Raw genomic sequence first — 20,000 nt, 5'->3', positions numbered from 1 at the left:
TCACCTCCACGTAAGTACCCAACTTCAAAGTGGGTACTTTCCAAAGGTTAGCGCTAACCGCAACCTAGGTCCATGACGATCCTCATCACCGGAGCAACCGGCCAGTTCGGCGGCGCAGTGGTCCGCTACGTCCTCGACCGCACGAACGAGCAGGTCATCGTGTCCGTGCGCAGCCCGGAGAAGTTCACTGTGGAGGGCGTCGAAGTTCGCCAGGGCGACTTCGACCACCCCGAGACCCTCGACTTCCGCGGCGTGGACAAGCTGCTGATCGTGTCCGCCGACGCGCACGACCCGAACACGCGCATCCAGCAGCACGCCAACGCCATCGCCAAGGCGGCCGAGCACGGCGTGGGCCACATCTTCTACACGAGCCTCACCGACGCGGACACCTCGACGGTGGGCGTCGCGGTCGTGCACAAGGCCGCCGAGCAGGCCATCCGCGCCACCGGCATCCCGTTCACGTTCCTGCGCAACGGCATGTACCACGAGAACTACCTCGGCGCGCTCGCCGGCGAAACGGTCGCGGTCTCCACCAAGGACGGCCGCGTCGCGAGCGCCGCCCGTGACGACTACGCCCTCGCCGCCGCCGTCGCGCTCACCTCCGCCGGCCACGAGAACACCGTCTACGAGCTCACCGGCTCGACCACCTGGTCGTTCCCCGAGCTCGCCGGCGACAGGTTCCGCGACGTCAGCGACGACGACCTGATCGCGGCCGGGCTGCCCGCGTTCGTGGTCGACTTCTTCGTGGCGATCCGCAACAACGTGTTCGCCGAGGTCCGTCCCGACCTGGAGAAGCTGATCGGCAGGCCCTCGACCCCGATCGCGATCTAGTGCCGTGGCCGTCAGCCTTCGCCGCGTCTTCGACGCTCAGCAGGGCGCCTCGCGGCACCGGCCGCACGCCCACAGCCAACCAGGATGAGGACGTGCGGCCGGCACCGCGATGCACCCGTCTGACCGCCGAATACGGCGCAAAGGCTGACGGCCACGGCACTAGGTGAACTCGGGGTGCGCCTCCGGGTGCGCGTCCCACCACTTGCGGTACTCCGGATTGCGATCGAGCACCGAGCGGTAGGCGTCGGCGGCGCACGCGAACACCTCGTGCGCCCGCCCCGCCACCGGTGAGTCCCGCCGCGTCGCCACGAAGATGTCCGTCATCAGCGGGGTGCCGCGCAGCTTGCGGATCACGATGCCGTCCCCGGTGCGGGACGGCGCCGCCGCGAACGACACCGCGCCGCTCGCGACCAGGCCGCGCGCCATGTTCGACTCGCCGGTGTGGTGCACCAGCCTGGGCACGAACCCGGCGTCCGAGCAGGCCTGGAACATCTGCATCCGGTTGCCCATCTGCTGCGCGGGCGGGGTGACCCAGTCGCGCTCGGCGAGCTGCGCGAGGTCGACGTCCTCCTGCTCGGCCAGCGGGTCCTTGTCCGACACCGCGATGAACGCCGGTTCGCTGACGAGCTTGCGCAGTTCGATGCCGGCGAGGTCGCGTGACGGCATGCCGTCGAAGAACTCGAACAACGCCACGTGCACCCGGCCCTGCTCCAGCATGTCCACGATCTCCGCCGACGACATCCGCACCTCCGCGCGCACGTCGGCGTTGAGCTGCCGCAGCCCTTCGACCAGCGGCGCGAAGTACAGGATCGAGATGCACCCGAGGTACAACGGACCCCGCCGGTCCGTCTCTCTCGTGGTGCTCATCAGCTGAGCCATCTCGTCGAGCACGAGTCTCGCCGTGCCCAGCACGCGGCGGCCCAGGTCCGTTGGGACGCAACCGTTGCGCGTTCGGTCGAACAGCTGTCCGCCGACCAGTCTTTCGACCGTGCGCAACTGGGCGGACAAAGCGGGTTGGGTCAGTCCGAGCCGCGTGGCGGCCCTGGTCACGCTGCCTTCCTCGGCGATGGTGCGAACCGCGCGGAGGTGGCGGAGCTCCAGCTCGGGCATAAAGACCTTGTATCCCCCTTCTGAATGCACCGCCACCCGTCGATCGGGTCATAGTGGTGGCAGTGCCGCGACCACCAGCCTTCACCGCGTCTTCCGGCGCTCAGCAGGGCGCCTCGCGGCACCGGCCCCGCGTCCCCGTACAACCAGTACGAGGACGCGGGGCCGGTACCACGATGCACCCGTCTGACCACCGAAATACGGGGCAAAGGCTGGTGGTCGCGGCACTGGCGATCTTCCGGCCCGGCACTCACGGGTCCGGCGCGGGAGGGCACACGCGATCTTCCGGCCCGGCGCTTGCGGCAGCGCTACGGGTCCGGCGCGGGAGGGTGCGCACCCCTCGGTTCGACGCTGCTGCCGCGCACCCTGCGCTCCGCGGCAGTAGCGTCGAACCCATGGCGGTGAAGGACTCTCCCACTGGCTGGGTGAACAAGCACATTCAGACGTACGTCGAGACCGGCGGCGCTGAGGGGCACGAGTGGCGGCCCGGCGTCTTCACGCTGCTGCTGACGACCAAGGGGCGCAAGAGCGGCGAGCTGCGGCGCACCGCGCTCATCTACCAGCCGGACGGCGACGACTACGTGATCGTCGCGTCGCAGGGCGGTAAGCCGACGCACCCGTCCTGGTACCTGAACCTGGAGGCGGACGCGGAGGCCGAGGTGCAGGTCGGGCCGGAGGTCTTCACGGCTCGTGCCCGCACGGCCGGCCCCGGCGAGCGGGACCGGCTGTGGAAGCTCATGAACGAGGTCTGGCCGGCCTACTGCGACTACCAGAAGAAGACCGACCGCGAGATCCCCGTCGTCGTGCTGGAGCCGACTAAGGGATGAGCACGGCCGCGCCCGTCACGGTGACGCGGCGGTCCTCGCGCGTGGCGTCGACCTCCAGCCGTGACGGCCTGCCCATGTCCTCGCCCTGGCTGATCACGAACCGTTGCGGCCCTTCGAGGTCGCGCAGGTAGCCACCGAACGCGGCGGCGGCCGCGCCCGTCGCCGCGTCCTCCACCACGCCGCCGACCGGGAACGGGTCGCGGGCGTGCACTAGGTCCGCGGACTCGCGCCAGAACAGGTGCACCGTCGTCAGGTCGTGCGCCAGCATCAGGTCGCGCAGGGCGTCGAAGTCGTAGTCCAGCTGAGCCAGCTGCTCGCGGCTGCGCAGAGGGATCAGCAGGTGGCGGGCGCCGCCGAAGCCGACGTGCACCGGGCCGTCGCCGATCTCGTTGTACCGCAACGATTTCAGCGCCTGCTTCACCAGCTCGGGGTCCGCCTCCGCGGTGCTGGTCGGCACGCTGGTCAGGGTCGCGGTACCGGCGCCGGTCTCGATGGCGATCTCACCGGCCGGCGTGTGGAACGTCAGCGGCCCGGCGCCGATGCGTTCGGCCAGCGCGACGGACGTGGCGATCGTGGCGTGGCCGCAGAACGGCACTTCGGCCTTCGGGCTGAAGTACCGGACGTCGAACTCGCGCGTGCCGGAGCGCGGCAGCACGAACGCCGTCTCGGAGTAGCCCACCTTCGCGGCGATGGCGAGCATCTCGTCGTCGGACAACCCAGAAGCGTCGAGCACGACACCGGCCGGGTTGCCGCCTGCCGGATCCTTCGTGAACGCGCTGTAGCGCAGCACCTCGGTCATGTCCCGTTGCAACGCCCATTTGTGCTGAAGTCTTCCGTGCGCGTGGAAGCTCTCCACGTACGTCATGCCGATCTTCTCCATCACGCGGCCGGACGCGTCGTTGCCGTCGTGGTAGCCCGCGATCACCCGGTGGCTGATGGCGAGCGCGCGATCGCGCAGCGCGGCGGCGATCTGGGTGGCCAGGCCGCGGCCCCAGTGCGCGGGGTCGACCCACCAGCCGATCTCGATGCCGGCCTCGCCTCGGTACGCCATCGAGCCGAGCCCGACCACCTCGCCGTTCTCGACGGCCGCGAACCAGCCGTAGCCGAGCTTCTCGTGCAGTCGCAACGCCTTGGCGTGCCGTTCTTTCGCGTACTCCGGCGACCACGTCGTGCCGTCGCCGACGTAGCCGGTCACGCGCGGATCTGCTGACCAGCGCAGCAGATGCTCGAAGTGCTCGTTCCCCCACAGCACGAGTTCCATGGCAACCATCGTGCCTCAGTGCAGCTGTTGCAGAAGACCTTCGCACGTGCGGACGACGATCTGCGCGGCCTTGCGGTGGTCGTTCGGCGCGTGCAGGTCGGCGGCCTGCGCCTGCCACCGCACGAGCGCGTCGAGCACCATCTCGCGCTGCTCGCGCGCATCGGCCTCGTAGTCGAAACCCAAGCGTGCCAACGGGTTTGTGCCCTCGGCGCCGACGAGGCGCAGCGCCTCGGCCTGCAGCTCGGCCGGCAGTTTCGTGCGGCCGGCCTGCAGAGCGGCCACCAGTCGCAGCTCGCGGAAGTCGTGCGCGGAGGCCACGACCCGTTCCAGGTCGGCCATCAGCTTGCGGGCGTTCTGCCGCGGCTCCATGCGGAACAGCACGTCCAGGCCCAGCAGCGCGGAACGGGCCTTGAGGATCTCGCGGCGCTCGCTGAAGTGGACCGCGATCGAGTCCCGCAGCTCACCGAGCCCGCTGCGCTGCACCAGCTGACCGGTGAGCTTGACCTGGCTGTCGAAGCCCTGCCGGATCAGCGCGGTGATCAGCCGGAGGCCGAAGATCCCGAACCGCTCCAGCAACGCCTGGCGCACCGCCGGTTCCATCGCCAGCGGGAACTGCTCGCCGGCGAACCGGTCCGCCGACAGCAGGTTGTCCTCCAGCTCCTCGCGGCTGAGCGACGTCAGGGCGCGCAGCGCGGCGAACTCGTCCTCCCGCAACGTCCGCGCGGCCACCGCGAGCAGCCCGGCGACCGCGACCACGTTCTGGCACAACGGTTGCACGGAGACATCACGGCGGTAGCGGCGCGCGATCTGCTTGGCGGACGACAGCGCGTCGATCCGCCCGGCCCCGATTTCGTCGGCACGGGCGAGCACTGCGACGGTGTGCACCGCGGCGGTGCGGGCGATCGGATGGTCGTTGGCGGACTGCAGGAACTTCAGGTCGTCGTCCTGCACGTGCCGCATCAGGTAGAGCAACGCGTCCGCGTCGCCCAGCACCTGTTCCGGCGTGGCCGTGTCCGGGGTGTCGATCAGCACGATGTCGCGCAACGTCCTGGCCGGCCACTCGACGACGACCCGGTCGGTGCGGTCGTACTGGCCGATCTCGACGTGCTGGCGATGGCCTCGCCTGGACACGGCGACCTCGTGCGGCCGTCCGGGGCCGGAGAACACGTGTGCGCGTGCGTCGGTTCCGCCGCGGTACCAGACGAACGAGTCGAGAGGCGCGAACTCGTCGCCGATCAACGCGTTGACCAGGGTGGACTTGCCGATCCGGCTGCGGCCGGCCACCGCGATCCTGACCGGTTCGGTGTAGCGCTCGACGTGCGAGCGCAGCCAGGTGGTGGCGCGCGGGCTGTCGCGGTAGACGGCCAGCGCTTCCTGCAGCATCGACCAGACGACGCGGTCCAGGGTCACGCGGACAGCTCCATGGCGGGGCCGCCCAGCGACTGCACCCGCTTGTAGAGCGTCACCAGTTTGTCCAGCTCCTTGCGGCCGTCCCGCATCCGCTGCTCGCGTTCGGTCTGGTCGTCCTGGATCGCGCGCTTGGCACTGCGGGCCGACTCGAGCAGCGTCTCCTGCAACTCCTCCGCCAGCGTGCTGAAGTGGTTGCGCAGCGAGCGCTGGATGTGCCGCCCGGAGTCGCGAACGTCCTTGGAGCACTTCACGAAGAAGTCGTCCACGTGTTTCTGCGCGGCGTTCTTCGCCGCGGCCTGGCGGCGCTTCAACCTCTGGTCGCTCTCGTCCAGGATCGACTTGCCGCCGAACAGCGCACCGGCGCCGAGTGAGATCACGTTGATCAGCGGCATCCCTGCGAGCGAGGTGACCAGACCGAACATCAGCACACCGCCGTACGAGCCGCGCAGACCCGTGAAGAGCTTCTGCGGCACCGAGAACGGCTCGATCTTGGGCTTCTCCAGCTTGCCCACGGGCTCGAGCAGGTCGTCGGGCAGCACCGAGCCGGGGATGAGGTCCTCCCGGTAGACGGGGAAGTTCTTGGCGACCTTCCCCGCCACCCACTCCGCGCGTTCCATCAGCCAGGCGAAGTTCGTCGTGGCGGCCTCGTTGAGGTTGTCCTCCAGCCACTGCTCGAACTTGTCCCAGCCGATCGCGGGATCGGCCTCGTCGTAGGTCTTCTCGATCTCGCGCAGGATCTTGCGGGTGCGGTCGCGCAGGTCGTACTCGACGTCGGAGATCAGGTCGGCCATCTCGTCGTTGAGCACGTTCTGCCAGCGCGCCGACCGCCGCCGCAGCTCGTCGACGCGGCGTTGCGCCTCCTGCAGGGTCGAGATCGTGGCGGCCGTGCGCGTCGAGTCGTGGGCCGTCAGCTCCTCGCGCAACGGCGTGACCAGCTGGGTGATCGCGCTCGACGCCACGACGGCGACGGCGCGGCGGGCCAGCAGGTCGGCACTCGCCACGATGTCCCGCTGCACGCAGGCCAGCAGTTCGGGGAAGCCGGACTCGGTGTTGAGGCGCTGGTCGCCGGACTTCGCGGCCCGCAGCCGCAGCGCGGACGACACCGGGATGAGCTTGGCCGGGACGCCGGCGCGGGCGAGCAGCGCCCTGTTGCGTTCCACGACGGTGCGCCAGGTCGGTACCAGGTCGATCTTGGTGACGACCACCGTGACGTTCGGGCAGGCCTCCATGACCTTCTTGAGCAGCGTCATCTCCGCCGAGGTCAGCTCGCCGGTGGCGTCGGAGACCAGCAGCACCGCGTCGGCCTGCATGAGCGTCGCGAACGTGCTGGCGGTGTGCGCCGACCGGGTGTCACCCACTCCGGGGGTGTCGATCAGGACCAGGCCGCTGTCGAGCAACGCGCGGGGAATACCGATCTCGGCCCGCACGACGTGGTTCGAGTGCGCCTGCTTGGTCACCTGGTCGATCGGCACGGCGATGCGCTCGGTCGGCGTGTGGAAGATCGAGCCGCGCGCCGAGGCGTTGCGGACCAGCGCGGCCGACGGCGTGTCGGCGTGCTGGACGAACGTGGGCACGGTCGTGGTGATGTCGTCGCCCACCGCGCAGACGGGGGCGTTGAGCAGCGCGTTGACGAGCTGACTCTTGCCTTGTTTGGACTCGCCGACGACGAGAACGCGCAACTTCGGGTCGAGTTGCTGTGCCCGCTTCTCCCGCAGCCGGGCCTCCAGATCGGGCCTCCGGTGCGTGACGCAGGCCCCGATCGTCTCGTCGAGCACGTCGAGCCAGGGCGGTGCCATCACCTGACTCATAGTGCCGTGTTCACCCCCTTGGGTGAAAGCCTCGGCCGCAAGACCGGTGCCATTCGGGCGAGACCGGGCAGCTCGGAGGGACCGGTGACATTCCTCACCTACATAGGTGACGAATCGGGTATTGCCTGGTGAGACGCCGAACCGGCCCTGTCCAGAGGCGACAGGGCCGGTCCGCGATGGGTCAGGAAGCTCAGCCGAGCAGGCCGCCCAGGTCGAGGTCGCCCACGACCGGGACGTCGCCCGCGACGTCGGTGACGGTGCCGAGCACGTTGCCGACACCGGCGACGTCGCCGGTCAGGCCGGTCGCGTGGCCGGTGACGCCGGTGGCCGTGTCGACCACGCCGCCCGCGGTGTGCTGCAGCTGGCCGAGGGTGTCGTCGGTCTTGATGCCGAGGTTGCCGTCGGCAACGCTGCCCAGGCCGGTGACGTTGAGGGCGCCCAGGTTGGCGTCGCCGCCGCCAACGGTGCCGAGCAGGCCGTCCGCCAGGCCGGTCACGCCGGTCAGCTGGCCGAGCAGGCCGTCGGCGCCGGGGACGACGCCGGTGGCGGTCGCCAGCGTGGAGTCGACGGTGGAGGTGGCGGTGTCGGCCACGTCGAGCGCGGTGCCGGTGACCGGGGAGGTGGTCTGGTCGAGGACCGAGGCCACGTCGCCGACGGCGGAGAAGTCACCGTCGAGCTTGACGGCGCCGGCGCCGTAGGTGTCGGCGGTGTTGGTGCCGGCCCACACGGTGAGGCCGTGCTCGTCGGCCGCGAGCAGACCCGCGGACGAGGAGCCGATGTCGGTGAGGGAAACGCCCGACGTGGTCAGCTGCGAGGCGACCGCCTGCAGCTGGCTGATGGCGCCGAGCGGGCCCTCCGCGAGGACGTCCTCCAGGACACCGTCGAAGTAGACACCCTCCACGGCGGGCAGGCCGGCGGGGGTGGCCGGGAGCAGGTCGATCACCAGCGGGATGACCTCCTGCACGTCGACGGCGGTGATGTCCGCCAGGCCAGCCTGCTCCAGCGTGCCCTGAGCGTCGGCGGCGAACGCGGCCTTGAGGGACGGGTCGCTGAGCAGGTTGAGCACGAAGTCGTGGAGCGTGCTGGGCGACTGGATCATCTGAAGGACTCCTGTTGAAGCACGTATCAATTGGTTTCGCTGAAAACTATGAGAGCGGGACCACCCCCAACATCGGGGATCACTCCCAGTGAATCCCCGTTCCCCGAAGGGGTGACGCTCGTTGACCCCCTAGGGGATTAGGGGCACCGCTTGAGCGCCCCTCGTTCACCCGTGTAGGTACTGGTCGCTGCTGCGAACAGGTGAGGATGAGCTTTGGCGTATGTACTCGGAGTCGATGTCGGGACCACCCGCACGACCGCTGCCGTGTGCCGCCTCGACGGGGCCCGCGACGCCGAGATCGCCCTGGTCGTGCCCTCGTTGCTGCAGCTCACGGACGCTGGGACGTTCTCGGTCGGCAACGTCGACCAGGCGGGCTGGACGGCGTCCGGTTTCGCGCGCCGGATCGGCGACGCGGTGCCGTTCTCGCTGGGTCCGGAGTGGTGCTCGGCCGAGGAGCTGACCGCGCTGCTGATCATGTGGGTCATCGGCGAGGTCGTCACCCGGGAGGGTGAACAGCCCCGGCACGTGGCCGTGACTCACCCAGCCGGGTGGGGCCCCTATCGGCGGGGGCAGCTCTACACGGCGTTGCGGCAGGTCGGGGTGCACGACGTGACGCTCGTCTCGGAGCCGTTGGCGGCCGCTGAGAACCACGCCGTGCGCTCTCGTGTGGTGGCTGGTGCGGATCTTGCCGTGTTCTCGCTGGGCAGCCACGCGTTCTCCGCGTCGGTGGTCAAGCGGACCCAGAACCGGACGTTCGAGCTGGTCAACCACGTCGAGGGCGTCGATCACCACGCCGGTGCCGACTTCGACGACCTGCTGGCCGCGCTCGTGCGTGGCCGGCTGGGCAAGGACGGGTTCGTGTCGGCCGCCGAGAGCGAGGCGGCGAAGCGGGCGTTCGGCGGCGGCAAGGTCGTGATCAACGGCGTCGAGGTCACCCGCGACGAGTTCGTCGAGGAGATCCGGCCGTCCATCGACCACCTGGTCTGCACGTTCGTCCGCGCGGTGGGTGCCGTGCAGCCCGACGCGGTCCTGCTGGTCGGGGGCGCCTGCCGGATGCCGGTCGTCGGCGACGCGCTGTCCGCGACGGTCGACTGCCGGGTGCTGGCCGAGGCCGCACCGGAGCACTCGGTCGCGAAGGGCGCGGCGGTCGCGGCACGGTTGGTGCTGGTCGGTCCCGAGGCCGAGCCGGAGCCCATCGAGACGTCCGTGCTCGTGCACACCCGTGAAGCGTCGTTGCGGTTCCCGGTCGGCGAGATCGCGCGGACCGACGACGAAGAGTTCACCGCGCCACCACCCAGGCCGCCGGTCGACGTCTCCCCGCTGGAGCTGCCGCCGCGCCGGGTGAAGCGGGTGAAGAGCGTGCTGAAGCCTGCTGGACGCCGATCCAGCTCCCGATCCGACGACGATGAGGACGGCCGTTGAGCGTGACCACGCGAGCCAGGTTGGTGCTGGACTCCTCCACGCGAGGAGTCCTCGACCGGATCAACGACGCCGCCGCGGGCACACGCCTGCGCGTTGTCGTTGTGGCGCCTGGTGGTTACGGCAAGACAGCGCTGCTTGAGGAGATCACCAACAGCGCTGTGCGGGTGGTCGACGACGCGCACCTGCTGGACGACGATTCGTTGCGCGCGTTGGCCGCGGAACCGTTGCTGGCGCTGGCGTACCGGCCGTGGCCGCGCCGTTCGGTGCTGGCCGAACTGACCCGCGGCGCGGTGGTGGTGCCGCTGAGCCCGTTCTCCCGCGAGCAGATCCGGGAGTTCCTGCACGTCCCCAAGCCGGTCGTGGACTTCGTCTTCGCGCAGACCGGTGGTGTGCCCGCGTTCGTGGAACGGCTCGGCGGGGTCTCCGAGGTGTCCGCCGAGGTGCTGAGCACGTTCCGCGGCGACCTCGACTGGCTGGACGCCGACCTGCAGAAGTTCCTGCTCGCCGCGGAGGCCGGCGCCGCCCGGCGACTGGACCTGCTCTCGGCGTTGCTGGACAAGGACTTCGACGAGGTCAGCGACATCATCGAGGCCGCCCGCGCCACCGGCATGCTCGCCGAGGACGGCACGCTGGTGCCGCTCGCGCATCGGGCGGTGGCCGCACTCACCCGTGCCGAGCGCCGGATCGCGGTCCGGCAGCGGCTGGCGCAGCTCCAGCTCGACCGCGGCGGCCCCGTGCTGGACTTGGTGCGACCGCTGCTGGACACCGGCATCGGCGGCCCGGTCTTCGCCGCGGCCGCGCGGGAGACCCTGTCCACCGATCCGGCCCTGGCAGCCCGGCTGTTCAAGGCTTCGACCGGTGGCGGCGCACCGTCCGCGGAGACCGCGGCGCAGTGGGCCACGGCCTCCGCGATGGCAGGCGACCTCGACTCCGCGCTGCGCCTGGCCGACCAGGTGATCAGCGCCGCCGACACCCCGCACCGCCGCACCGCGGCCGAGGTCGCCGCGGTCGCGCTGGCGCACCGCGGCCAGCTGGCCCGCAGCACCGAGCTGTTCCGCTGGGCCGGGACCCCGTACGCGGCGGCGTTCGCCGGCATCGGCCTGATCGGTACCGGGCACCTGTTCGAGGAGATGCCCGCGCAGCCCCCGACCATGCTCGGCGGCGCGGCATCACTGATGCTGCAAGGCGTCCGCCAGTCGGTCTCCGGCGCCGAGACCGCCGCACTGTCCACTTTGGTCCGTGCGTCGTCGATGCTGGAACCGGCGGGCGGAGCGGTCCTGCTGCCGGACAGCCCGGCTGCGCTGGCCGCACTGGTGGCCGTGCACTGCGGTGAGCCGAACGTCGCCGAGTCGGTGCTGGATCGCGCCGTCGAAACGGGCACGGGCGGTGTGCTGATGTCCGTCCGCCACCGGTTGCTCCAGGCCTGGCTGCACATGTTGCGCGGCAACCTCGCCGTGGCCCGCGAGACCCTGATGTCCGTCCGCGGCCCCTTCGAACCCCGCGACTGGATCTTCGCGGTGGCCCTGGAAGTGGGTGTGGCCAGGCGCAACAGCGACCTCGCCACCCTGCGCCGCACGTGGGAACAGGCCTGCGAAGCCGTCCTGCGCCACCCCGTGGACCTCTTCAGCCTCCTGCCGCTGGGCGAGTTCGCCGCCGCGGCGGCCAGGCTGCGCGACCAGGACCGGCTGGCCCCGCACCTGGCGCAGGCGGCCGCTTTGCTGCGAGCGCTGGGAAATCCGCCGCTGTGGACCACGCAGCTGCACTGGAGCCTGCTGCACGCCGCGATCATCGACGAGAACCACGCCGCCGCCGAGGAACACGCGGCCGCGCTGGCGGTGAACCGCGATCACAACAGGTACTGCGCGATCATCTCCGGGGCGGCCGAGTGCTGGCTCGACGTCGTCGCCGGCAAGGTCGATCCGGACCGCGTCGAGGAGGCCGCGCGGAGCCTGCACGCCGTCGGCCAGTGGTGGGACGCCTCGAGGCTGGCCGGCCAGGCCGCCATCCGCACGTCGGACCGGCAGGCGATGGTGCGGTTGCTGGACTGCGCACGGCTGTTGCAGGGCCGCCCGGTGTCGGCGCGGCGCGCGGCCGAGAGCGACGCGCCGGTCGTGGCCGAGGACATCGGGAAGCTGAGCGAGCGCGAACGCGAGGTCGCCCAGCTGGTGCTGGAGGGGATGACCTACAAGCAGGTCGGCGATCGGCTGTTCATCTCGGCCAAGACCGTCGAGCACCACATGGCGCGGATGCGGCAGCGGTTGGGCAGCACGAGTCGAAGTGATCTTTTGGCTCAGCTGCGCCACATCGTGGGTACAGCCTGAAGTTGGTCCGATTGAGCGATTAATCCTTGTGACGCTGCGAGATCGCGATACCCCCGTTGGGGCGAAGGTCCCCGTGCAACGGGACGGTGTGGTTTGCTGGCGGTAGGCTTCCGCACCGTTGCTCGCCGAGCAGGTCAGGTGGATCGATTTTGCCGAGCCAGGACGACGCGAGATCGTCGCGCCCACCAGGACGTGACGAACTGGCGCGCGACTGGGCGATCAAGGTCAGCCGCACCGCATATCTCCCGCTCTCCGCCGCCAAGCTGACGGAAGAGCTCCACGAGTTGCTCAACGTCGTGGCGGACGCGCTCACCGGTGATCCCTTCGGGGCCTCCTTAGTCGGCACCCGCATGGTCGAGATGCACTGCGTCGGCGCGGAAAGCCTGCGGAAGTCGGTCGAGGTGCTCGCGGAGTTCGTCGAGGCCGAGGGAGCGAGCGCGCGCAGGGCTGCGCTCGTCATCGGGGCCATTTCGTCCGCTTACACCGGCGCGATCCAGGCGTTCGTGCTGGAGCAGCAGGAGAGCATCAGTCAGGCGTTGCTCAGGGCGAACCGGGCCGTGCAGCTCGATCTTCAGGAGAGCGAGGAGCGGTTCGAGGACATCTTCGCCCACTCGTCGACCGGCATCGCGATGGTCAGCCTGAACGGTGAGCTGGAACGGGCGAACGAGGCGTTGTGCACCATCCTGCGGCGCGAGGAAGTCGCGGGAATGACGTTGCAGGACCTGATCGCGCCCGCGGACCTGCCGCTGATCAAGGACGCGCTGGAGAGCCTGAAGCACGGGCGGATGCGGCGGATCGAGGAACGACCGCGGCTGATCGACCGCGACGGCGAGCACTTCCGGGTGCTGCTCGCGGCGACCATGCAGAGGGACGCGGACGACAACCCGAAGCAGTACGTCGTGCTGATCGACGACGACAGCCAGCTCACGTTGCTAGGCGGCCGGCTCCAGTACCAGTCGCTGCACGACGCGCTGACCGGGCTGCCGAACCGCCAGTACCTCACCACGCGGCTGGAATCGTTGCTGCACAGCGACATCGAGCACGGAGTGACGCTCTACCACCTCGACCTCGACGCGTTCGCGGTGATCACCGACGGGCTCGGCCGCGAGATCGGCGACAAGGTGCTGAAGGTCGTCGCGGAACGGCTCTCCTCGGTGTTCTCGAGCGAGAAGGCGATGGTCGCGCGGCTCGAAGGCGACGAGTTCGCCGTGTTGGTCGAGAACGGGCCGGCGACGCCGGACGTCGACTCGACGATCCGGACGATCGAGCACGAACTGGCAGAACCCGTCTACTTCGGCGACCAGGGCGTCGCCGTCTCCGCGTCGATCGGGGTGCTGCCCAGGCTGCACCCCGGCGATCACCCCGCCGAGGTTTTACGGGCGTCGGACATGACGCTGCGCCGGGCCAAGCGCAGCGGCCGCCGCCAGTGGGGCCTGCACGACGCGACGCAGGACAAGCGGGAGCAGGAGGAGTTCGCGCTCGCCGCCGTCATGCCCGGCGCGTGGGAGAACGGCGAGATCGAGGTCGTCTTCAACCCGGTGATGAAGCTCGACGGCGTGGCGCGAGTGTGCGTCGAGGCCGAGCTGAACTGGCGGCACCGCGACGTCGGCCTGATCGGGCACGAGAAGTGCGTGTCGATGGCCGAGCACACCGGGCTGATGCTGCCGCTCGGCGAGTGGATGCTGCGCAGGGCCGCGGAGGTGGCGTGCGAGTACGAGGAGATGCTCGCGGTGTGCCTGACCGAGAGCCTCGCGAACAGCCCTGACCTGGTCCGCGACGTGCGCAGGGTGCTCGCCGACACCGGACTGCCCGCCGGCCGGTTGCTGCTGGGCTTCCCGGTCCACGTGCTCGCGTCCGAGGACAGCGAGGCCGCCGACAACCTCGACCTGCTCTCCGACATGGGCATCCACATCGGCGCCCGTGACTTCAAGGGCTCGACCGCGGAGATCGAACTGGTCCGGTCCGTGGGTGTGCGGGCCGTGCGGGTGAAGGGCCGTTGCCAGAAGCCGGACGAGCTGGTCTCCCACGTGCTCAGCGACCTCGTCACGTTCGTGCACGAGGCAGGTGGCCTCGTGGTGATCGACGCGGTCGAGGACGCCGAGCAGCGGGACTGGTGGGGTGAGCTCGGCGCCGACGCGGGGGTCGGGCCGGTGTTCTGCGTGGAACCGACTACGAGCTGGCCCGACGCGGGCTGAGGTGCACGAGGATCAGCGCGAAGCCCGCGATGGTCACCATCCGCAGTGCGGCGGCGATGCCGTTCCAGTCCTTCGACTGCCACATCGCGAACCACTCGCCGCCGACGGTGATGAACCCGCCAAGGAACAGCGCCACGATCATCAGCAGACCGGCGGACGCGAGCTTGCGCGCGCTGTCCTCCCGGTCGCGGATGTAGGCGATCGTGCCCGCGGTCAGCAGGACCGCCGAGATCGCCTCCCACAGGATGATCGCGACGTAGACGACCGTGACGATCGCCGGGCTGCTGATCGCCCGCCACTTCAGTTCCTTGCCGAACGTGGTGTCCATCGACAGGACGTGCCGCACGAACGCCTCGTTCGTGCCGTAGTCCGTGACGTTGCCGAGCACCACGAGAAGCATGTTGAGGGCGATGAACCCGACGGTCACTGCGACGACCGCGCGCAAGCTGCCGACCCGAGCAAGAAGACGCATGGCGCGGACAGTAACCGATAGGCTGCGGCCAGTGCCGTGACCGCCTTCCTTCACCGCGTCTTCCGGTGTTCAGCAGGGCGCCTCGCGGCACCGCCCCCGCGCCCCCGTACAACCAGTACGAGGACGCGGGGCCGGCACCACGATGCACCCGTCTGAACACCGAAATACGGGGCAAAGGAAGGCGGTCACGGCACTGGTGAGCCGTGTTTGTGTGGTCTCCCACCGGATGGGCGGGTTCGACGGGGTCAGCGTCGAGGCCGCGAAGTGGGCGTCGGCCTTCGCCGAGCTGGGGTGGGACGTGACGCTCGCGGCCGGGTACTTCGCCTCCGGCTCCGGTGTCGTCGTGCGCGGCATGTGGGCTGATCGGCCCGGTGGCGACCCACCGCCCGTGGACAACGCCCTGGTCAGGTCGCTCTGCGCGTCGCACGACCTGATCGTGCTCGACAACGCGGGCTCGCTGTGGAGTGCGCCGGAAGCCTCGGTGGCGTGGGAAGAGCACGCTCTCGCGACCGGTGTTCCGGTGATCCTGCGGCATCACGACCCGGCGTGGCAGCGTGTCCAATTGAGACCGGTCGACGGTGATGTCGTGCCGCTGCACCATCCTGCGCACCTGCACGTGCTGATCAACTCGCTGACCGAGCGTGAGTTCCTGGCGCGCTGGCCATCGTTGCGCGGGCGCACGCGGGTCGTGCACAACCGGGTGGACGTCGCCGGGCTCGCCGGCGGTGATCGGGCCGGCACGCGGGCGCGGTTCGGGCTCGCTGACCGGGACTACGTGGTCGTGCACCCGGCACGGGTCGAGGGGACGTCCAAGAACATCCCCGGCGCGGTCGACTTCGTTCGCGCGCTATCGGCCCGGCTCGATCGCCCGGTGCGGTACTGGCTCACCGACGACGCTCCTTGCCCTGCGGTGGAAGGGCTTCCGGGTGTCGTGCGCGGTCGCGTCGAGACGTCCGCCGATCTCTACGCGGCCGCTGACCTCGTGCTCCTACCGTCCACCTGGGAGGGTTGGGGGCTCCCCGTGTGCGAGGCGGCGGCCGCGTCCCGGCTGGTCGTGGCGGGGCCTTATCCGGTGCTGGACGAGATCCGGGCGCTGGGCCTGACGGTCTTCGATCCCGCCGACCTCAACGGCCTCCTCGCCGCCGGTGACGAGGTCCTCGAGAAGAACCTCGCCGCCGTGCGGCAACATCTGGATCTGCGTGAGCTCCCGGACGTGCTGGCGGAACTGGTCCGGCTCAGCACGGATCCCGGAACTCGAGCTGCGGCAGACGTGCCTCCCACATCTCACGGGTGAGCGCGCCGCGCGTGGTCGAGCAGATGCGCTCGGCCTCGTGCTCCACGTCGAGATCCCACAGCCGCACCACGCCGTCGCCGGAGCCGGTGCCGAGCACCCTCCCGATCGGTCCGAACTGGACGCCCGTCTCGCTGAACTCCTCGACCGGGATGGGCTGCCCGAGCGCGAACGCCGCCGCCGGGTCGCTCACGTCCCACAGCCTGATCGTCTTGTCCGTGCTGCCGCTCGCGAGCAGCTTGCCGTCCGGCGTGATCGAGATCGAGTTGACCTGGCCGGTGTGGCCCGTCAGCACGCTGAGCTGCCTCGGGTGATCGCGGTCCCGCACGTCCCACACCCTGATCGTCTTGTCGCCGCCGGCGGTGATCAGCGTGGTGCCGTCCTGCGTGAACACCGCCTGGTTCACTGGTTCGTGGTGCACGTCGATCGGCTTGCCGAGCAGCTGCGGCTTCGCCGGATCAGTCGTGTCCCACAACCGGAACGTGTCGTCGCTGCTCGACGTGACGAGGGTCTTGCCGTCCGGGCTGAACCTGGCGTTGTTGATCCACCCGTCGTGCCCGATGAGCGGTGTGCCGACCCGCACGGGCCGGGCCGGATCAGTGGTGTCCCACAGCTGTATCGAGTTGTCGTCGTGGCCGGTCGCCATGATCTTGTTGTCCGGGGAGAAGCCGAGCGGCTGCCGGAACCGGGTGTCGAGCACGATGGGCTGGCCGAACAGGCGCGTGCGCGCGGGGTCGGCCGGGTCCCACAGCCGCACGGTCTTGTCACCCGCCCCACTGGCGAGCACCTTGCCGTCCGGCCGGAACTCCGGCTGGCTGACACCCCAGGTGTGGCCTTCCAGCGCGGGGCCGGCCGGTTTGAGGGCGTTCATGTCGGAGATGTCCCACAACCGCACCGTCCTGTCACCGGAGCCGGTCGCGATCAGCTTGCCGTCCGCGCGGAACGCCGGTGGCGACACGCGTGAGGTGTGGCCGAGCAACACGTTGCGCGGCAACGACCACAGCCGTACCGCGTTCTCGTTCGCGCCGGTCGCGAGCGAGTGGCCGTCGGGGGAGAAGCCGAGCGCGAACAGACCGCCGCTCAGTGCCGCCAGCGGCTTGCCGAGCTGACTCGCCGCAGCGGGGTCGCTCAGGTTCCACAGGCGTGCGGTGGCGTCGCCGGCGCCGGACGCCAGGATCTTGCCGTCCGGGCTGAACTTCACCGACCACACCGAACCCGTGTGCCCGACGAGCGGCTGGCTGACCGGTTCCTGCGTCGCGGGGTCCCACAGCCGGACCGTCTTGTCGTCGGCGCCGGAGGCGACCAGCTTGCCGTCCGGGCTGAACGCCACTGTGTGGATGCCGTCGGTGTGGCCGGTCATCGGCTTGCCGACGCGCGTCCTGGTGGCGACGTCCCACAGCCGGATCGTCGCGTCGTCGCCGGACGTGGCGAGGGTTTTGCCGTCCGGGCTGAACGCCAGCGTTCTGACCGGTGAGGTGTGGTCGCGCAACGGCTCACCGATCGGCTTGGCGTCCGCGGGGTTGCTGACGTCCCACAGCCGTGCGGACTTGTCGTCGTTGGCGGCCGCGAGGCTCTTGCCGTCCGGGCTGAACTCCAGCAGGTAGCTGGTGCCGTTGCCGGTCTCGATCCTCTTGATCTCCTTGGCCTGCAGGGGGTCCGTGACGTCCCAGAGGCGGATGGTCTTGTCGGCCCCCGTCGTGGCGAGGACCTTGCCGTCCGGGCTGAAGACGGCGGAGCTCAGCCAGTCGGTGTGCCCGTTGAGCACCGCGAGCGGCTTGGGGTGCGCGCGGTCCCTGACGTCCCAGAGGCGGGCCGTGCGGTCGTAGCTGGCGGTCGCGAGGATCGTGCCGTCGCGGTTGAACGTGGTCAGGTACACCGCGCCGGTGTGCCCGACGAGCGGCACGGCGAGCGGGGTCTGCTGCAGGGCGAGGAGCCTGGCGTTCACGCCCTGGTCGTCCTCGCGCAGTTTGTGCGCGGCCAGCAGCAGCTGCGCCGACAACGAGGGATCGCTGTCGAGCACCCGGTCCGCCTCCGCGACGACCTGGGAGAACAACGCGTCGTCACGTTGCCTGAGCGCGATCACCGCGGCGGACGCGGCGATCAGCGCGAACACCGTGACCAGCGCGACCGCGGACCTGCGCAGCCAGACGCTCTTGCGGTGCTGGCTTTCCGAGGCACGCACGAAGTCCTTGGCGAGGGAGCTCACCTGCTGCTGACGCGCGCCTTCCAACCGTGCGCCGCGGTAGAGCAGCGACGAGTCGCGGTCGTGCGAGGACCACGTCGCCGCGTCCTCCTCGAGCTTCTGCCGGGTGAGGTTGCCGGCGCGGTCCTCGTCGATCCAGCCGCGCAGCCGCGGCCACGCGTGCAGCAGCGCCTCGTGCGTGATCTCGACACTGCCGGCGTCGAGCGTGATCAGCCGGGCTCGGGTGAGGACTTCGAGCGCGCGTTCCGTGGCGGGGAGGTTCGTGCTGGCCTCGAGCAGGCTGTGACGGCTGGACCTGCGGCGGGTGTCCTGGGTGTCGTCGCCGACCCGGACGAGCCGCAGCAGCAGCTGCTTGGCGGCGGCCTGGCCGGGTTCGTCGAGGTCGGCCCACGCGCGTTCGGCCGTGGTGGCGACGGCGCCCTGGATGCCGCCCGCCGCCCGGTAGCCGGCGATGGTGAGACGACCGGCCTGCCGGCGTTGCCAGGTGACCAGCAGGGCGTGGCTGAGCAGGGGGAGCGCACCCGCGTCGTAGGCGTCCTTGCCGCGGCGGTTGTGCGTGCCGAGGTCGCGCAGCATGAGGTCCACGAGACCGGCTTCGAGCTGCAGACCGGCGGCCTTGGCCGGGTTCGCCACCGCGTCGCGCACCTCGCCCGCCGTCATCGCGCCGAGCACCATCTGCCGGTCCTGCAGCGCCTCGGCGAGCTCGGGGAAGTCGAGGCAGCGTGCGTAGAAGTCGGCCCGCACGCCCAGCACGACCGCGGTCTTCTCCGCCGCCGCGTGCAGCGCCTGCACGAAGATCCGCAGCCGGTTCTCGTCGCCGCCGAGGGTGAAGGCCTCCTCGAACTGGTCGACGATCACCACCCGGTCGCCGACCGCGAGCTGCACCTCGTGTGCGAGGTCGAGCAGCATTTCGGAACCGGCGGCCTTTTCCAGCGTGAGGATCAGCTCCGGCACGTGGAGCGCGAACTCCTTGAGCGGATCCGTGCCGGGAGAAATGACGATGGCATCTTTGCTGAGGCGGGGGAGCACGCCCGCTTTCATCAAACTCGACTTACCGGCACCGGACGCGCCGACGAGCATGGTGATGCCGTTCTCGTTCAATCGGGCGAGAAGTGCTTTCGTCGCCCGCTCTCGCCCGAAGAACCAATTCGCGTCCTGCGGTCCGAATGCGCTCAGGCCCATGTACGGGCAGACGGCGGTGTCTTCTTTCGGCGCCTCGGCCTCTGTCACCGGGCTCGCGAGGGCCTCTTCCCAGAGGGTCCGCCACGCGTCCAGGTCGTACAGACCGTCGATCGCCGGCTGCGGCTTCCGCTTGCGCGCCTCGCCGACGAGGATCTCCAGCACCGCGGACAGCCCGCTGAACTTCGCGGGCACGTTGCGCCCGCGCCGCCAGTCGCTGACGCGTTGAGCAGGGACGCGAACCGGCCTGCCCTGTTCGTCCGTTCGGCGGGCACGGGCAACCGACTCCGTGACCCGCTTCAGGGGAGGGTCACCTGCCTCCGCGTAGAGCAGCGCAAAGCGCTCCGCGAAGACGCCACGGGGTCCCAAGAAGTCTCCACCTCGTCCGGTCCGGAAAACGTGTACCGCCCGTCTGAGCTGCGGTGTACGCGCCGGACGGACTCTGCGGAGCCCACCCTAGTGAGGTGGCGTGCCAACCTCGACCCCACGTCCTTCACGAGATCGGGAGACCGTCACTGTGGTAGCGACCAACTGGGGCAGCACTTCCACGGCTGAGGAGCACTGGGGGTCTCCT

At 70.0% G+C, this 20,000-nt stretch carries 13 protein-coding genes; 6 read left to right on the top strand and 7 right to left on the bottom strand.

Annotated features, from left to right (window positions below):
* The first annotated feature begins 72 nt into the window (after positions 1-72).
* Positions 73-831, top strand: coding sequence for an SDR family oxidoreductase (locus tag ACIA8G_RS43035; RefSeq protein ID WP_396424610.1), 759 nt, complete (start codon positions 73-75; stop codon positions 829-831).
* Between the two features lie 159 nt (positions 832-990).
* Here ACIA8G_RS43035 and ACIA8G_RS43030 read toward each other — a convergent pair whose 3' ends face one another.
* Positions 991-1,941: a LysR family transcriptional regulator gene (locus tag ACIA8G_RS43030; protein WP_396424609.1), complete on the bottom strand. Its 951-nt coding sequence runs from the start codon at positions 1,939-1,941 to the stop codon at positions 991-993.
* Between the two features lie 392 nt (positions 1,942-2,333).
* Here ACIA8G_RS43030 and ACIA8G_RS43025 point away from each other — a divergent pair, with 392 nt between their 5' ends.
* Positions 2,334-2,765 (top strand): nitroreductase family deazaflavin-dependent oxidoreductase, encoded by a 432-nt coding sequence (locus ACIA8G_RS43025; RefSeq protein WP_396424608.1) that lies wholly within the window; start codon positions 2,334-2,336, stop codon positions 2,763-2,765.
* Here ACIA8G_RS43025 and ACIA8G_RS43020 read toward each other — a convergent pair.
* From ACIA8G_RS43020 to ACIA8G_RS43005, 4 genes are all read right to left on the bottom strand, one after another.
* Positions 2,755-4,026, bottom strand: coding sequence for a PhzF family phenazine biosynthesis isomerase (locus tag ACIA8G_RS43020; protein WP_396424607.1), 1,272 nt, complete (start codon positions 4,024-4,026; stop codon positions 2,755-2,757). The two genes, ACIA8G_RS43025 and ACIA8G_RS43020, sit on opposite strands and share 11 nt — an antisense overlap.
* A gap of 15 nt (positions 4,027-4,041) precedes the next feature.
* The gene (locus tag ACIA8G_RS43015; RefSeq protein WP_396424606.1) at positions 4,042-5,436 is read right to left on the bottom strand and encodes a hypothetical protein; all 1,395 of its coding nucleotides are present in this window, start codon (positions 5,434-5,436) and stop codon (positions 4,042-4,044) included.
* Entirely contained in the window at positions 5,433-7,232 is a 1,800-nt protein-coding gene (locus ACIA8G_RS43010; protein WP_396424644.1) for a dynamin family protein, read from the bottom strand. The genes ACIA8G_RS43015 and ACIA8G_RS43010 overlap by 4 nt, the downstream gene beginning before the upstream one ends.
* Positions 7,233-7,434: 202 nt before the next feature.
* Positions 7,435-8,343 (bottom strand): IniB N-terminal domain-containing protein, encoded by a 909-nt coding sequence (locus ACIA8G_RS43005; RefSeq protein ID WP_396424605.1) that lies wholly within the window; start codon positions 8,341-8,343, stop codon positions 7,435-7,437.
* A gap of 213 nt (positions 8,344-8,556) precedes the next feature.
* Between ACIA8G_RS43005 and ACIA8G_RS43000 the strand changes: the two genes are divergently transcribed.
* The 3 genes from ACIA8G_RS43000 to ACIA8G_RS42990 all read left to right on the top strand — a co-directional run bounded on the left by ACIA8G_RS43000 (position 8,557) and on the right by ACIA8G_RS42990 (position 14,281).
* Complete coding sequence (locus ACIA8G_RS43000) at positions 8,557-9,765, top strand: Hsp70 family protein (protein WP_396424604.1); 1,209 nt, start codon at positions 8,557-8,559, stop codon at positions 9,763-9,765.
* 2 nt (positions 9,766-9,767) lie between these two features.
* Positions 9,768-12,086: a LuxR C-terminal-related transcriptional regulator gene (locus ACIA8G_RS42995; protein WP_396424603.1), complete on the top strand. Its 2,319-nt coding sequence runs from the start codon at positions 9,768-9,770 to the stop codon at positions 12,084-12,086.
* 149 nt (positions 12,087-12,235) lie between these two features.
* Positions 12,236-14,281: a diguanylate cyclase domain-containing protein gene (locus tag ACIA8G_RS42990; RefSeq protein ID WP_396424602.1), complete on the top strand. Its 2,046-nt coding sequence runs from the start codon at positions 12,236-12,238 to the stop codon at positions 14,279-14,281.
* On the opposite strand, the gene ACIA8G_RS42985 is transcribed toward ACIA8G_RS42990, so the two are convergent.
* A complete protein-coding gene (locus ACIA8G_RS42985) occupies positions 14,256-14,753 on the bottom strand; it encodes a DUF2165 domain-containing protein (RefSeq protein ID WP_396424601.1) in 498 nt (165 codons plus the stop codon). The two genes, ACIA8G_RS42990 and ACIA8G_RS42985, sit on opposite strands and share 26 nt — an antisense overlap.
* A gap of 196 nt (positions 14,754-14,949) precedes the next feature.
* On the opposite strand from ACIA8G_RS42985, the gene ACIA8G_RS42980 reads away from it, so the two are divergent.
* A complete protein-coding gene (locus ACIA8G_RS42980; protein WP_396424600.1) occupies positions 14,950-16,047 on the top strand; it encodes a glycosyltransferase in 1,098 nt (365 codons plus the stop codon).
* Here ACIA8G_RS42980 and ACIA8G_RS42975 read toward each other — a convergent pair.
* The gene (locus tag ACIA8G_RS42975; protein ID WP_396424599.1) at positions 15,989-19,795 is read right to left on the bottom strand and encodes a hypothetical protein; all 3,807 of its coding nucleotides are present in this window, start codon (positions 19,793-19,795) and stop codon (positions 15,989-15,991) included. The two genes, ACIA8G_RS42980 and ACIA8G_RS42975, sit on opposite strands and share 59 nt — an antisense overlap.
* Positions 19,796-20,000 lie beyond the last annotated feature (205 nt).

Origin of the sequence: Lentzea sp. NPDC051213 (genome assembly GCF_044455585.1) — a bacterium.
In the GTDB taxonomy this organism is placed as follows: domain Bacteria; phylum Actinomycetota; class Actinomycetes; order Mycobacteriales; family Pseudonocardiaceae; genus Lentzea.
Note: the sequence above shows the minus strand (reverse complement) of the source record. Positions and strands in the feature narration are given on the sequence as shown.